Consider the following 15,438-nt stretch of genomic DNA (forward strand, 5'->3'; position numbering starts at 1 on the left):
AAATTAACTTTTTCAGTAGACTCGCCATAATGAACCCCACATTCATCTTGAATGTGGGGTTCATTATTTATTTATTAGTTACCTAAATATTTATCAAGTTCAGCCAAGACGCTATCAGGTACTGCTAATTTACCACCTAATACATCTACGTACTCAACTCCAAGTTTTTGTAAATGTTCACCAAGTTCTGGAGTAACATTTTTACCAACGATATATACGCCAGAACCTTCTTTAGCCGCTAATACTCCACCAGCTAAAGCATCCGCAAAGTTTACACCAGTTGATACATATACTCTCTTAGTTTCATCTGCAAAGAATTTTGAGATGGCAACTGAAGTAGCATAACGTGAAGAACCAGAGATACGGTGACCGTTTGGTACAGAATTTAATACACTGTCGTTCACTGCTAGTTTACCACCGATCACGTAAGACTTCTCTACGCCAGCTTTTACTAATGCATCTTTTGTAACTGCTGGTAACGATTTGTCACGTGTTAATAGGATTGGCATACCTTGCTCAGCCGCATAGCTAGAAACTGACAATGCATCTGGGAAGTTTAAGCCACTCGCAATTACAGCAGTATCGTATTTACCGAACTTGCTAGCAATTTTAGCAGCTGTTTCATAACGGTCTTTACCTGAAATACGCTCAACTACAATTCCTGATTGAGTTAATTTCTCTAAAACGTTTTTCGAAATCGCAGTTTCGCCACCAAGAACAACTACTTTAGAAGCGCCTAAACGTTTGATTTCATCATAAGTTGAAGCGGGTAATGAACTTGTTTTAGAAAGTAACAATGGACCACCATTCAGATGTGCTAATGGAACACCAGCTAATGCATCCGCATATTGATCTCCGCGAGCTAGAACAACTGTTTCTGCTGATTCCCAACCTTTTTGGCTTACTTTTACTGCAGTTTCATAACGATCTGATCCTGAAATACGTTCAGCACGTAATTCTGATGCAGAGCGATCAACTTTAACTTCTTTCGTCACTTTATTTCCAGCAGCATCTTCAACAACTACATTGAATGAATTTACACCTTTAGCTAAATCAACTGTTACTGCTACTTTTTCATCCGTAGGTGTAAGGAATTTCGTCTCATCAATGAATTCACGGTTAAAGACAACATCTCCATCCACAGTTACTTTAGCAGCGTTAAAGTTATCTTTAACAAATATGTTGAAATCTAATTTCGCAACATCATTATTTACTACTGATGGAGCGTCATGACCAACCGTTGGTGCTGTAGTGTCAACGTAGATAGGACGAGCAATTTCAAACGCGTTGCCATTTACATCGACTGCTTTGATCTTAATGTTTTTGTACCCATCTGTAGTAAAGGCTACTGTTGTTTCGAAATTGTAAACTTTTTTCTCTGCGTCATAAGTAAACGCAACATCTTTGCCTTCAACAGTTAGAGTTGCAAGAGCTTCATCCTCCACGGTACCTTTTACTAATACATTTTTCGTATTGTAAAGACCTAATGCAGAAGGTGTCGCATCGCCTAAGAAAATAATAGGTAAGTTGTCATCACCAATTACGTTACCTTCATAACCTAAATTGTATGCGTGATCGACAGGTACTACATCAATCGATTTTACATCTTTTGCTTCATATCCATAATCACCTAAGTTAACTTCCGTTTTAGATGCATCTAGATACGTTTTGCCAGTTACATCTACACCATTAATGTAAAGTGCATAGAATGCAGTACCGACACCTTCATCTGTAAATTTAAAATTAGCTACGTTAGTTTCAGCGTTATATGAGATTTCAGCTGTTGGAGCAACTGTATCTACATAAACCGGTAGTTTAGTTGACTGCCATTCAGCATTTTCATAGTCCACTTTAGCTTTAAGCTCGTAGTGGTATAAACCATCTACAACTGTTTCATTTTTAACTTTACCGTCCCAAATACGAGATTCATTGTAAGAGTACCAGCTACCAGTTCCACCATTGTAGTAGTTTTTGCGAACATCTTGTTCTTTATTAACTGAACGTAATTGATTCGCACCAGTGCTATCTAATACATTTGTTTCAAATTCTTTTGCGTTACGTAGTAAAGATGGCAATGCAAGAACATCTTCCATTAATCCATCGTTATTTGGAGACATTACATATACTTCTTTTCCATCTACTTCAATCGTGTCTTGGAAATAGTTACCTTTGTCATTTAACATATTCGAGAAATTATTGAATTCGAATAGGTCTTGATAGAATTTATCGTCACCTTCAAAATCGTCAACGATCTCTGGACGGTCCCACTCACCATAGAAGCCGATATATGGAACGACTAAATCAGGGTTTGTTACATCTTTACTATTGAATTTCAAGAAACCTTCAACGAATACGTCTTGTTCAATTGCTTTGAAGATGTCTTTTCCATCATTATTAAGTCCTGGAACTTTAGCGTCTGTTAAATCGATTGAAACCGTAACATCCACTTTACCATTTGCAGGAACTGTAACTGTTTCTGGTGCAGATACTTTCACGTCTTTTAAGTCACCAGACTGTAATTGGTTGTAGACAATTTCGCCATATTCTTCGAATCTATCAGCAAGTACTGAAGTGTCTACATCATACTCAACAGCTTTATCTGTTAAGTTTTCAGCTGTAACAGTCATGGTGAATGTTTTGCTTTGGAAATCTTTTACGTTTACTTTTGCTTCTCCAGTAGTTTTATCCGTTACGACAACTGGTGTGTTAACTGCAGCAAACAATTGCATCATACCTGCACCTTGACGTCGAGGAGAAACTTCACTACCGTCTAAACCTGTTGTAATATCAGCAGTGTTCATTAATAATTTTTTAGCCAAACGTGTACGTTGATCAGCTGTGTAACTGTCAAAGCGCGCATCACCTTTAAGGTATTGTTGAATTAATGCTGCACCACCTGCCACGTGTGGTGCCGCCATTGACGTACCGCTCATAACCGTATATTTATCGTCATTTACTGTTGAGTAAATATTTCCACCTGGAGCTGAAAGTTCTGGTTTGAACTCTAAGTCTGGTGTTACTCCCCATGAAGTAAAGTCAGTTGAACGGCCTACTTCTGGATTTTCTTTTTTGTCAGTTTGGTTTACACCTAAAGTAACAGAACCACCATCCTTAAGAACTTCTTCAAGCGCTAAACCTTCAGCACGTGTTGATTTCATAAATGGAATATCCCAGCCACCTTGGTCTTTGTAGAACACTGTAGATGTTGAGTTATATACGACAATTCCTGCAGCACCAGCTGCTGCTGCATTAATCGTTTTATCGACAAATGTGAGTGCACCACGTTCAACAAGTACGACTTTGCCTTTAACATCGATTCCATCGTAGTCTGATTTAGCTCCTAATGCAGATTGATTTCCTGAAAACGCTTTCAAACTTACTACTTCTACTTCTCCAAGTGTTGTCCAATCATCTACACCGAAACCAGTGATTGATTGGCCATCACCTGATAATGTATGAGTAAACTCATAAACTAAGTTTCCTGTTGCTGCAACTTGCACTGTGTCTTTGTTTAATCCAGGTGAACCAACTAAACCATAATCCGGATTTTGATAATATGGATTATCATATCCGTAGCCGATTGTACCTGAGTTACCCGCTGAAACAGATGCCACAATTCCATTTGCAACTGCTTTAGATATCGCTAAATCTTCTGCACTGTTTTCTTCATAGAAAGAAGAAGTTGAACCTAAACTCATGTTCAATACATCTGCACCTAATTTAACTGCATCATCAATAGCCGCTAAATAAATATCAGAGAATGTTGATGGGAAGTTCGGGTCATTACTGAAAACTTTCATACCAAGTAGTTGAGATTCTGGTGCAACCCCTTTGATACCACCGTTAGTCGTATCTCCGTTTGCTCCAACAGTACCAGCAACATGCATACCATGCATTGATGCATCAGGACCGAGATCCTTAATCGTATCGTTTTGGTCATAGTAGTTATATGCAAAAGGAACTTTAGGCGTATAGAATTTACCAGTCAAACCTGAAGCCGTAACTTCAGCAGAAGTAAGTTCACCTGATGTTGTATTGGTTAACACAAAATCCTTATGATCTGGGTCGATACCAGAGTCTATAACGGCCACAATCATTCCTTCACCTTTATACTTAGCGTCAGCCCAAGTTTGATAAGACTGAATAAAGTCATGACTTTTCGTCATATCTGGCGTAACTTGTGGTTTTTCGTATTCATTCGCTAAATAAACTTTTTTTACATTCGGTAAACTTTCAATTTTCTTGACATCAGCAAAGCGAACTTGTCCACTGAATCCGTTGAAAGTAGTTGTATAGTCAAACTGTGCATCGAAACCGATACCTCGAGAAGAAATTGTGTCTTTCAATGACTTATGAGCCTTTTTAAGACTTGAATCAATTTTTGCTTTTTCTGTAGAAGATAATTCTTTGTAGAGTAAACCTTTTTCAGTTGCAACTTCAACAGCAGAAGATCCCTCTACTTCGACAATAACGCGAACTTGATCGTTTTCTTTCAAATTAGCTTTTAAATCTTTTTTGTTTTCGAACTTTTTCTCCGAAAGTTGTTTCACAAGCTTTGCTTTTTCATTCGATAACACATTTAGCACTTTTGAATCTTTTTCAAGATTCGTACTTGGAGCTTTTGTGGTAGTTTGTGCCGAGACAAAAGAAACGTTGCTAAGTACAAGACCTGTTGCTAAAAATGTAGATAGATACTTTTTCCATACTTTTGAACCATTTACCAAAATAAATTCCTCCCTAGAGTTCCCTATTTGCAGCAGAGAAAATAAAGACTTTTTATTCAGTTTTATATTCCTCGCATTACAAATCATACCAAATGGACCTTATCATGGTCAATCTATTTTTTGATAATTTAATATATTGAAAACCGCATTGTAATCAACGTGTAACTTAAAATTTATAGTGTTAAAGCTTAGAGTCTGTTAAAATTAACAATGGTAACTAGAAGGAATATAGTATCTTGTTCGGAGTGAACTTATTGAAAAGAAATCTAACCATATCTGGTTTATTGCTCATATTAGCAACCCTCATATTAAAATTTTCAGGTCTTTTACGTGATATGGTTTTGGCCTATTATTTTGGAGATTCTAATGAAGCAAGTGCGTATTTAGTGGCATTTATATTGCCGAATATTTTCATTTTATTTTTTGCAACAGGAATGAAAAATAGTTTTGTACCGAGTTACATTTTAGCGACAATAAATAATAAATCTGAACATCACTTTTCACAAATAATGCGAGTTACTACCATATTTGGACTAAGTGTCACAGCTATTGGCATTGTATTCTCGCCAATTATTTTGCCCAGAATGTATCCTGACTTTAATGCTGAAACAATACAGTTAACCATTACCGTAGCGACTATCTTTTTTGTGTCAATAACCTTCTCTGCAATGAATTCTGTGTATGAGGCATATTTGGATGCAGAAAGTCGCTATTCAATTTCTGTTTTCTCACAAACCATTGTGATCACATCGTCCATATTATCAGCGATATTATTCTCACAACAAATAGGTATTTATGCTTTTGCATATGGTTATTTAGTTGGAGCAGTTCTCTCATTTTTAATGAAGAAGTTTTTCTTTATCCCAAAAAATTCTCATACAATTGGTGGCAAGCTCGATAAAAACGAGATCAAACCATTTGTTATGATTTTTATTCCAGTAGGTATTACAGTAATGGTTGGTCAAGTAAATCTCATTATTGATACCATTTTTGCTGGACAATTTGCAGAACAAGCTGTCTCTTATTTAAATTACGCCAAAAATATTGTACATTTTCCACAAGCCATAATTGGTGTTACGATAGGAACCATTATTTTCCCAGTCCTTTCGAAGGCAGTAGCGAATAAAGATAAGCAACAGTTTAACCGCAGTGTAGAAAAAGGATTAATACTTACACTCTTCTTAATACTTCCTGCAATTGCAGGAATGATGCTATTAATGGAAGAATTAATTGAGATTATATATCAACGAGGGGCCTTCACAGCTCAAGCATCGTCGGCAACCGCTACTGTCGCTTATTTTTATGTTGGTTCTGTGTTATTTTTTAGTTTACAAAATACAATTAATAAAGCTTTTTATGCAAAGCAAAATGGACATATTATTTTGCGAATTAGTATATTTTCAGTTTTCCTAAATATTGCACTTAACTTCCTATTTATATATTGGTTAAAATCGTATATTGGGATACCGCTAGCATCTTCAGTCATGGCCGCAGTTTATTTCGGTTTAAATATTATAGTCTATCAGAAAACAGAAGATCGCTTGAACTGGACGTATTTAATGAAAAGTATAGGAAAAATAGTACTCTCTTTAGCATTAATGGTTGCTATTTTAATGTTGTCGAGTACTTTGTTAAAAGATATGCATCCTATAGTAAATATCTTAAGCACGAGCATTATTGGAGCAATCGTTTACCTGAGTTCCAGCTACATTCTTAAAATTGACGTGTTTTCTGATGTAGTTAAACGATTTATGAAAAGGAGAGTGTAAGGGAATTGAAGAAACTACTCGTCAAAGTATTGAATCCTCTAGCAATTCCTTTAACAAAAAATATTTTAAAGAGCTTTTACAAAGGCAATCTTAAGGTTACTAATCTAGAACAATTAAAAAACGTTGTCGTATTTTCACCACATGTTGATGATGAAACAATTGGGCTAGGAGGCACTATTAAAAAGTACACGGATCAACAAACAAAGGTTCATGTTATTACAGTGACAGACGGTGGGAAAAGTAATCGACACGTCAATAACTTATCGGCCATGCGTAAACAAGAATTAAAAGTAATCCAACCTATTCTTGGTATTTCATCACTTACCTTTCTAGATTATCCAGATGGTCATGTCAATCAAGTCCAGTCATCGGAAGACTTCATAAAAGTAATAGAAGAGTTCAAGCCTGAAATTATTTATACAACTAGTTTTGTTGATGCACATACGGATCATACTGCAACAGCTCATTTACTTGCCGACGCATTAAAGACAGCTAACCATCAACCGAAGATGGTACGTCAATATGAAATTAATTGTCCAGTCCCTCCCGAATTTATTAACTGCGTGATTGATATTACAAATGAAAATAATGCGAAGCAGCAAGCGATAACATATTTCAAATCTCAAGTAATTGCATTTGATGGATTTATCTTATTATCAAAACTCAAATCATCAATTATTTCAAAAGGACCATCAATCGTTGAAACATTTATTGAATCTTCTGTTGCCGATTTCATTAATCAATCAGACTTACTGAAATCGAATAATTTATTAGATTTTTCACATGATTTTAAACAAGCGAATCGCAGTTCAACATTATTACTTGCAGTATTTAAAAATTTAGAAAGAAAACGAAAGATTTATCGACAACTTCAGAATCTTTCCTAAAATGGAGGCCACCATGCGACAGAACTACACCAAATATTTACCTTATACATGGCCAATTATTATGGTCATTTTAATATTAACCGCTTATAGTATGAACTCAGTACTTGGTTATTTTGTTTCTATAGTACTTTTTATTATAGCTTTGGCTAGCCCTAAGAAAGCCATATTATTACTATTTTTGTATGTACCACTTCGACCGTTTCTAATTGAATTAAATCCGGCCTTACGTTTAGCAGGAGATTTGATGATTGTAGGAGCTTTTCTACATGTAGTCTGGCAATCTCGCTATAACTTACGCTCTCTATTTTCATTTCAGCTCTTTGAATACGGATACTTTGCATTCTTAGCGATTGGTTCAATTTCAGCACTTTTAAATAATATTGGATTTATACCAGTCATTCTCCAGCTTCGAGCATTTATCATGTTTTACTTAATTTATTACATCGTAAAACGACTTGATATTAGAAAAGAAGATATTTTACAAGTCTTGCATGTTTTTATATGGACAACTCTTTTGATTCTCGTACAAGCGTTGACAGAAAAACTATCCATAAGAGGGTTATTCATGCCAGAAGCATGGAAAGAACTTCCTCTTTCTTCTAAAAATAGGGTTCGAGTTTATGGAATGCTCGGCAATCCCAATGTTTTAGGTATTTACCTAGGTTTTGCTTACTTTATATTCTACTATGCAAAGAAATATATTTTACATTATAACAAAATATGGATGCAAATTTTGCAATACTTCACCATTGGCATTTTTGTCTTAACATATTCTAGAGGAACTTGGATTGGTTTTTTAATCATCGCTGTGGTGTATGTTCTTGCTTCACATAATTTGGCGTTAATTAAAACGATAGTCATTCAAGTGGCTATTTCTCTCGTTGTTATTGTCTTGCCAATTAACTTTGTTACTAACTTGATAGAGAATACTTCCATAGGTCAAGAAAAAGTACAAAACATACAACAATTTGATGTCGGTGGTAGCTCAGGCTTCGTTGATCGTTTGGGAAGTACATTTAATGATGATACAATTACAGGCAGTCAAAGTTCGGGACGTCTATTTATTGTAAAAAAAGGTTTTGAAATCTTTAAAGATTATCCAATTATTGGTACAGGATTCTCAACTTTCGGAGATTCTTCGTCATTGTCCCGAATTTCCCCTATTTTAGTTAAATACGAAATTGATAGAAAGTTCTATTCAGACAATCAGTACATTCAAATTATTGTTCAAACTGGTGTTCTTGGTGTGATAAGCTTTACAGTATTCTTGCTAGGTATGTTATACGCGCTATTAAAGACAAAACGCTCAAAATTAGCTAAATTAATGATTGGTGTTGTATTCGGCGCATTCTTTATGGGACTTGTTTATAACTTATGGGAAGCAGACGTGTTTACATTGGTATTCTTTACTTTACTAGCCGTCTCTTTAAATAACCAGTCTCGATTCCAGTCAATTCATGAAGATCTTACAAGGGGTTGAATAGATGATTCGTTCATACATTGCGGGTGATGAATCAGGCATTAATACTTTGTTTGAATCCGTTTTTCAAAAAAAACGTTCCTTGACCGAGTGGCAATGGAAATTCGAAACACTTAGTTCCAATTTTCCAATCATCATTGTCGCTGTAGAAGACAATCAGATAGTTGGACATGCAGCATGCCTATTGTTTGACGCTGTTAACGTCGATGGGATGCCCATCATAATCGGAGAACGAGTTGATATTATGGTACATCCTAATTACCAAGGACTTGGAATCTATTCTCAAATTGTTAAAGAGCTAATAAAAGAAAGTGCGAAACAAAATGCAGCATTTTTATACGGGTTCCCAGCTGAAAAAGCTAAGAATATCTTCATTACGATTGGTCAAGCTACAGATTTAGGAAACATCAATCGATACGTTTCCTTGAATCTCCCTTCTTTACGAAAAAATAAACAACACCAATTGATGAAGACGTTACCCGAATTTGATTTGGTGAATATGTCCAATATAGATTTTGACTCTACAATTTATGTGAAACGTTCAAAAGCATTTCTAAAAAATCGCTTTATTAAGCATCCTTCGATTGACTATTATGTATATCAATCAGATTTATCCTATGTAATTTACAGAATTGATCGCTTAAAATCAATCATTCCAATCTATTCAATAGTAGATATTTTAGCTGTAGATGAGGTTGCTTTGTTAATAAATTTTAAAAAAGCTATAGGTTTTAGTGTTGTCTCAACTTGGGGAATTCCAAACACCCCATTAGAGAGAGCACTTATGAAAACCGGATTTAGCGTTCAATCGAGTCCAATGCCATTTGTCGTGAAAACGTTAAAAAATCATGATTACGGTCAAACTTTTAACAACTGGCGTATATTACAAGGTGATGTAGATTCTTTTTAAATATCTACTTATACGAAGTTGATTAATAAAATAGAGGTTTAATTGTAAGATAAAGATAAAAACAAGTTTTTTTTCAGCTCATATTATACTAAACATATTTTAATTCTTGTACAAGTAGACAAAAAAACCCGATGACAATTTCCTGTCATCGGGTTTTTTTGTGGTTCTATTATTCATAAATTTCGTAGTATGTGTCGTCAGAAACTGCAAGTTTACCACCAGTAACGATATATGTTGCTGACGGATTTCCGTCTATATATTCTTTTACTTCAGTAGGAAGCCCTGCAAGACCAACTAACAATACCGGTGCATCGTATTTCGCTGCTAAAACACTACCTGTAAGAGCATCAGCAAAGCCACTACCGCTTGCTACGAATGAAGCCCAAGCCTCACCGTGAAACGTTTCAGCTACAGCAACCGATGTTGCATATCGTGTTTTACCTGAAACACGAGTTGGCGCTGGTAGAGCGTTTTCAACTGCTTCGCTAACTGCTAATTTACCACCGATAACATAAGATTTCTTAACATTAGTTAATGCAGCTTTTGTAGCTGCTGGAATACTATCAGTTCGTGTTAAAAGAATTGGTGTTGATGATTGTGCAGCGTAAGATCCAATAGATAATGCATCTGGGTATGTTAAACCAGATACTACAATTGCTTCTTCAGGTGTACTAAGTTCACGAGCCACTTTTGCAGCTGTTTCGTATCGGTCACCACCTGCAATCCGGCGAACAGAAATTCCTATATCATATAAACTATCTACTACTTCTTTAGAAATCGCTTTAGATCCACCCATGATAACAACTTTCTTCGTACCTAGACGTTTTAATTCATCTACAACGCTCGCTGGAAGTGAATTCGTACGTGTTAATAAAATTGGTGAATTTAATTGGTATGCTAAGGGTCCTGCAGTCATCGAATCAGCAAACTCATCACCACGAGCAATTACAACTGTTTCAGCCGAACTAAATCCAGCTTTTGAAATTTCTACAGCTGTCTCATAACGACTCTTACCAGCTAAACGTACTTGATTAATACGACCTTCACGATCACCATTAATTGTATCGAGACCTTGAATGTAGTTAATGAATGTCTCCCAGTCAGCATTTCCTGGCTCACTTACTTTTCCAGTGTCATAGGCATCTTTAAACATTGAGTAGCCATCTCCACCTTTAGCAGTGAACGAGTTAGTAGCCACTTTATATGTTTTTTCAGAATCTAAAAACGTTAAGTTGCCTTCTTCATCTTGAACAAAAGCAGAAATGACACGACTACCTGCTTCTTGAGTGTTGTCATAATTAACAACTAAACCTGCAACATGTAAAAATGCACCTGATTCTTTAGGTGATTGACTAACACTATGCTCAAGTGCTGAATAAATAGCATCACCTGGTAACTCCATAATTGCCAATGAATTTCCAAATGGCATTACTGTTAGAACTTCACCAACAGTTATATCTCCTTTGTTAATTGAAGCGCGGATTCCACCACCGTTTTGAACAGCGATAACTGTATCTTTATCAATTTTTTTTGCAGCATCTAACATTCCATCTGTCATTAAGTTTCCAAGATTTGTTTCACCAGTGCGAACATTTCCACGTTCACCATCTAAGACAGAAGTTGTGGAAACACCTGTTGATTCATTTTTCACTTTTTCTATTTCATCTGAGTAAGGCTTTAATTTAGCTGCAGCATCCGCATCCTCGGTAGCATCTGATACCGTGTGTAGTTTAGATGTGTGGCTAGTAAGTTCTCCAGTTTCATTAAATGTTACATTTAATTCACCTAATAATTTATTGTATTCATTTGCTTGAACGATTATCGTGTTCGCAGCGTTAGCACGATCAATTAAGCGACCCCCATCAAGTTTAGTGTGGGTGTGACCTCCTACGATAATATCAATATCAGGTACTTCAGTTGCTAATGTTAAATCGTTATCATAGGCATCATCAAAACCTAAATGAGTTAATGCAATGATCTTATCAACGTCATTTGCTTGTAAATAAGCAACTGCTGCTTTAGCTTCTGCAATATACTCAGTAAATTCTACAGATTTAGGACTTGAAATAAACTCTGTTTCTGCTGTTGTCAAACCGAATATTCCCATTTTTTCTCCGTCAACTTCTTTAATAATCCCATCAAAAACCTGACCTGATTCATCATTTCCACCAAATCCATTAGTTTGTAAACCTGCAAATAGTGGATCTGCTGTAAATGAAGTATTTGCACTAATTATAGGAAACTCTGCATTTGCCACAAAATCTGCTAATGCTTTATGGCCATCTGAGGAATCCCCTAAATCAAATTCATGATTTCCAAAAGTCATTGCATCGTATTTCATCATATTCATAAACTCTAAGTCTGCTTGACCTTTGAAACTATTAAAGTATAAAGTTCCTGAGAATACATCACCAGCATTTAATAATAAATTATTGGGGTTTTTTGTACGTAATTCCTTGACCAATGTCACTGTCTTGGCGATATTGTCTAAATTAGCATGTGTATCATTTGAATGTATAACGGTTAATGAAAAATCATCTCCTGCTTTAACTATTACAGGATTACTAAAACTAAATAAGCTTGCTGTTAAAATAGTTGAAGATAAAATTGATATGAACTTTTTATTCATTTTCCACCATCCTATGTTTTTTTTAGGTTTTCAGACCTATATTTAGTATAGCAAATATTACAAGTTTAATTGTAAAAACTATGTAATTACTATGTAAAATTTAGATTTGAAAGCGCTATCATCAAGGTATATTTTAACAATTTATTGGGAAAATTTCAAGCGTTATTAAAATATATTTTCCTAGTAATCTAGAGTTCAACATCATGGGGTTAAAACAAGATTGTTAGACTGGACTTCAGTGGCTTTATATTTTGCTTATTTAGGATGGGCGGAAGGGAACAGTTATTCAATTTATATGCTACATCCTTTGCGATTAAATAAAAACAATTGGAGAACAAAAATTCTATGTTCCTGTTACATAATACGGGGGAAAAATCCTGAATCTTAATATCGCAAAGTCTTCTATCTTGACATAAATAATGGACCATTCAACTCTAATTAGTTTCACTGAATTTATCGTAAAAAATACCCATTTTGTCTAGTAAAAACGGGTATTTTTAATTATCATTCTAAACTTATTCTATTAATCCTATTAAATCTTCAATGTTTTCATTATTTATCTCATATTCTATATTTCTTTGAAGTAAATTATTTTTCTTCACTAAAATTAATTTGTCAACAATCGGTACTTTCTGCTTACCTAGCTGTTGCAGAAGTTGCTTAGTATACAATAAATCATAATACGTAACTAGGTTATAGTCTCTACCACTAAAAGTTCCATTTCTATTAAGTTGATAATTCACTTCGTTAGCATCGTCGTTTATCCAAGCATCCCCTGTATCTATCAGAGCAGCTAACTGTAAATTTGCAGTAGATAAATAAGATACATTTCCAGTTTCTATGTAAGCAAAGTACAAATAATTCATTAAACTAAGTGCATGATTTAATGATACATGTGTCAACATTTTATTGTTCAAATCAAAATAGTCAATTAAATATAAACCATGATCCGTAGGAATTGTATAGCCCTCTTCGACCATCTTAAGTAAAAAGTTTGCATAAACTTCTATATTTTGAGCATAATTTTCATAGCCTAAAATTTCAGCTCTCCGTAACTGACTCCTAAAAATGTTATCGTTATGTCGAGAATCCACATAATTCGAGCCAATATTATATTTTTTTTCAAGCCAGGTACTTGTATAATTCGAATACCAAAGTCCATCTTTGCTTCGTGAATCTTCGAGTGATTTAAACTGATGTCGGTTCATGTTTTCAAAAAACCGACTTGATTCTTTTCCAAGCTCTAACGCAGAACTTCTTCCACTTTGACGAACTAATGAGTGGACAAATGCATCTGGATGAGCAGGGAAAATTGAAGCTAATCCATGAGATAAAGTTGCATTCGGAGTAATCCATCTAAATTCATCTACGCCAATTTTGTGTGCATTCGTTAGCTCTTCTTTACTAAATAAACTTACTTCACTCAACATTGCCCAAGTGGAAGCGCTACTTTTATTGGCTTGAACATGTATTTCCAAACCATCTTTTGTCATATTATAATTATGTGATTCTTCTAAAAACTGATAGACAGTGCTCGTTTCATCATTTTCTTCGTATGTGTGGGTAAGGTTTTTATACATTACTTGAGCACCCATTAATAATGAAATTTCTTTTGTTTCTATATAGGTTAATCTAGTTGATAATGGATCAGTATTCTTCCGGTTTTTCCTAAATGAGTATAATTCTTTTATCGGTGTATTTATCATTTCTTCCTTTAATATTGCTGATGATTTCCCTATATTTACACTAAAAACATTGTCATTTTTGGGTGATTGGAAGTCAACAAATAGTAGCGAATCTCCATTAGGAAACTGTCTTTCAGTGACTGACACCTCCCCAATTATTTTATTGATATTTGTAATACTAAAGGTTTTAATAACATCCTTAATATCATAAATCGTTGTGGTTTGGGTGGCAATTTCATTTAATGTTCCTTCAGCTACAGAGTATGTTAAAGTATTCAGCTCGTCTACTTCATGTTTTTTTTCATTCACTTGTTCTTCTGATATCGGTACAAATTGAGGCCAACCCATTACAAGAACGAAGGCAATTATCAAAATTGATACTGTGATAGATTTTGTTTTTATTGAGAGGGATTTTTTGTACCGTTTAGACTCTTTCATTCATGATCATCCTTCTTTATATATATTTCCTAGTCTCTCTAGCCTATAACCCATTTTACTAAAGTGCAAACAAAAAGTTGCAGTCCTTTAAAAGAAGACTGCAACTAATCATTTTACTCTATTCGATTCATTTCCATTACGTATGACGTCTTATTATTTCCATTTGTCGTAATAGTTTCTTCTTTAATAACACCTAGACCTTTACCAAAGTAAAAACGTGTAATCGTTTGTTGTTTGGATACATCAGATACTATTGTTTGCTCAATGACCATGACGTCCTTATAAGTTCCAGCAGGTATCTTCAAGGTTAAATCATCTTCTACGACTTTCCATGCTTGAGGACCGGTTTGTTCGTTTAATAAGTCGATATATACTTCAGGAGCTGATGTTGCTTCAAAATTATCAATAGTCACATCTTCTACACCTTCAGCATTATTAAAAAGCATAGTTAATTTCGTCGGTGTCCATTCGGATATTTGTTTCGTAACTACGTCTCCAAATGTAATGAACTCTAGCATGCGATTGCCTTTAACTGCCTTCACTTCACGGACGATTTCAAACTCTTCAAGTAAGAATGTTTTTTTGATTGCACGTTTTGGCATATATACCACAAGACCTTTATTTGCCACAACCTCATTTTCACTAGTCGTGTCATCACTTACGCTGTCTTCCTCCGATTCATCTGCAGACTCTTTTGGTTGTTCTTCAACAACTTCTGTATCATCAACCTCAGTGATCTCTTCTGCAACCACCTCTTCTGAAGCTTCATTTTCTTTAGGTTGCGTAGTTTCGGGTTGTTCCTTTTCTTGTTCATTCGATTCTTTTTTTATATCGTTAAATTTAAATGAGTTATCATCCGAACATGCTGATAGTATCAGGACTAATGGCACTATGGCCAACCATTTCTTCATCGGAT

General features: G+C 35.0%; 8 protein-coding genes and 1 pseudogene. 5 read left to right on the top strand and 4 right to left on the bottom strand.

Going from position 1 to position 15,438, the window contains the following annotated elements; all coding sequences use genetic code 11:
• Window positions 1–74 precede the first annotated feature (74 nt).
• A complete protein-coding gene (locus tag E2636_RS19575; protein WP_134210336.1) occupies window positions 75–4,724 on the bottom strand; it encodes a cell wall-binding repeat-containing protein in 4,650 nt (1,549 codons plus the stop codon).
• A 245-nt stretch (window positions 4,725–4,969) separates the two neighbouring features.
• Between E2636_RS19575 and murJ the strand changes: the two genes are divergently transcribed.
• Genes murJ through E2636_RS11670 form a run of 4 tightly spaced genes read left to right on the top strand, consistent with a single transcriptional unit; the run spans window position 4,970 to window position 9,770 of the window.
• Window positions 4,970–6,493 carry a murein biosynthesis integral membrane protein MurJ gene (gene murJ / locus E2636_RS11655; protein WP_243840623.1) on the top strand — a complete coding sequence of 508 codons (1,524 nt, stop codon included), beginning with the start codon at window positions 4,970–4,972 and terminating at the stop codon, window positions 6,491–6,493.
• 5 nt (window positions 6,494–6,498) lie between these two features.
• Window positions 6,499–7,380 carry a PIG-L deacetylase family protein gene (locus E2636_RS11660; RefSeq protein WP_166669511.1) on the top strand — a complete coding sequence of 294 codons (882 nt, stop codon included), beginning with the start codon at window positions 6,499–6,501 and terminating at the stop codon, window positions 7,378–7,380.
• Window positions 7,381–7,393: 13 nt separating this feature from the next.
• Complete coding sequence (locus E2636_RS11665; RefSeq protein ID WP_134210339.1) at window positions 7,394–8,860, top strand: O-antigen ligase family protein; 1,467 nt, start codon at window positions 7,394–7,396, stop codon at window positions 8,858–8,860.
• A gap of 4 nt (window positions 8,861–8,864) precedes the next feature.
• The gene (locus E2636_RS11670) at window positions 8,865–9,770 is read left to right on the top strand and encodes a GNAT family N-acetyltransferase (protein ID WP_134210340.1); all 906 of its coding nucleotides are present in this window, start codon (window positions 8,865–8,867) and stop codon (window positions 9,768–9,770) included.
• A gap of 169 nt (window positions 9,771–9,939) precedes the next feature.
• Here the strand turns inward: E2636_RS11670 and E2636_RS11675 are convergent, their stop codons facing one another.
• Entirely contained in the window at window positions 9,940–12,399 is a 2,460-nt protein-coding gene (locus E2636_RS11675) for a cell wall-binding repeat-containing protein (RefSeq protein ID WP_134210341.1), read from the bottom strand.
• A 196-nt stretch (window positions 12,400–12,595) separates the two neighbouring features.
• On the opposite strand from E2636_RS11675, the pseudogene E2636_RS11680 reads away from it, so the two are divergent.
• A pseudogene (locus E2636_RS11680) lies at window positions 12,596–12,787 on the top strand (FRG domain-containing protein); the annotation flags it as partial.
• 127 nt (window positions 12,788–12,914) lie between these two features.
• On the opposite strand, the gene E2636_RS11685 reads toward E2636_RS11680, so the two are convergent.
• Both E2636_RS11685 and E2636_RS11690 read right to left on the bottom strand, forming a co-directional pair.
• On the bottom strand, window positions 12,915–14,522 hold the full coding sequence (locus E2636_RS11685) for a hypothetical protein (protein ID WP_134210343.1): 1,608 nt from the start codon (window positions 14,520–14,522) through the stop codon (window positions 12,915–12,917).
• Between the two features lie 113 nt (window positions 14,523–14,635).
• Window positions 14,636–15,433: a hypothetical protein gene (locus E2636_RS11690; RefSeq protein ID WP_134210344.1), complete on the bottom strand. Its 798-nt coding sequence runs from the start codon at window positions 15,431–15,433 to the stop codon at window positions 14,636–14,638.
• Between the last annotated feature and the right edge of the window lie 5 nt (window positions 15,434–15,438).

It is taken from the genome of Paenisporosarcina antarctica (genome assembly GCF_004367585.1).
In the GTDB taxonomy this organism is placed as follows: Bacteria; Bacillota; Bacilli; order Bacillales_A; family Planococcaceae; genus Paenisporosarcina; species Paenisporosarcina antarctica.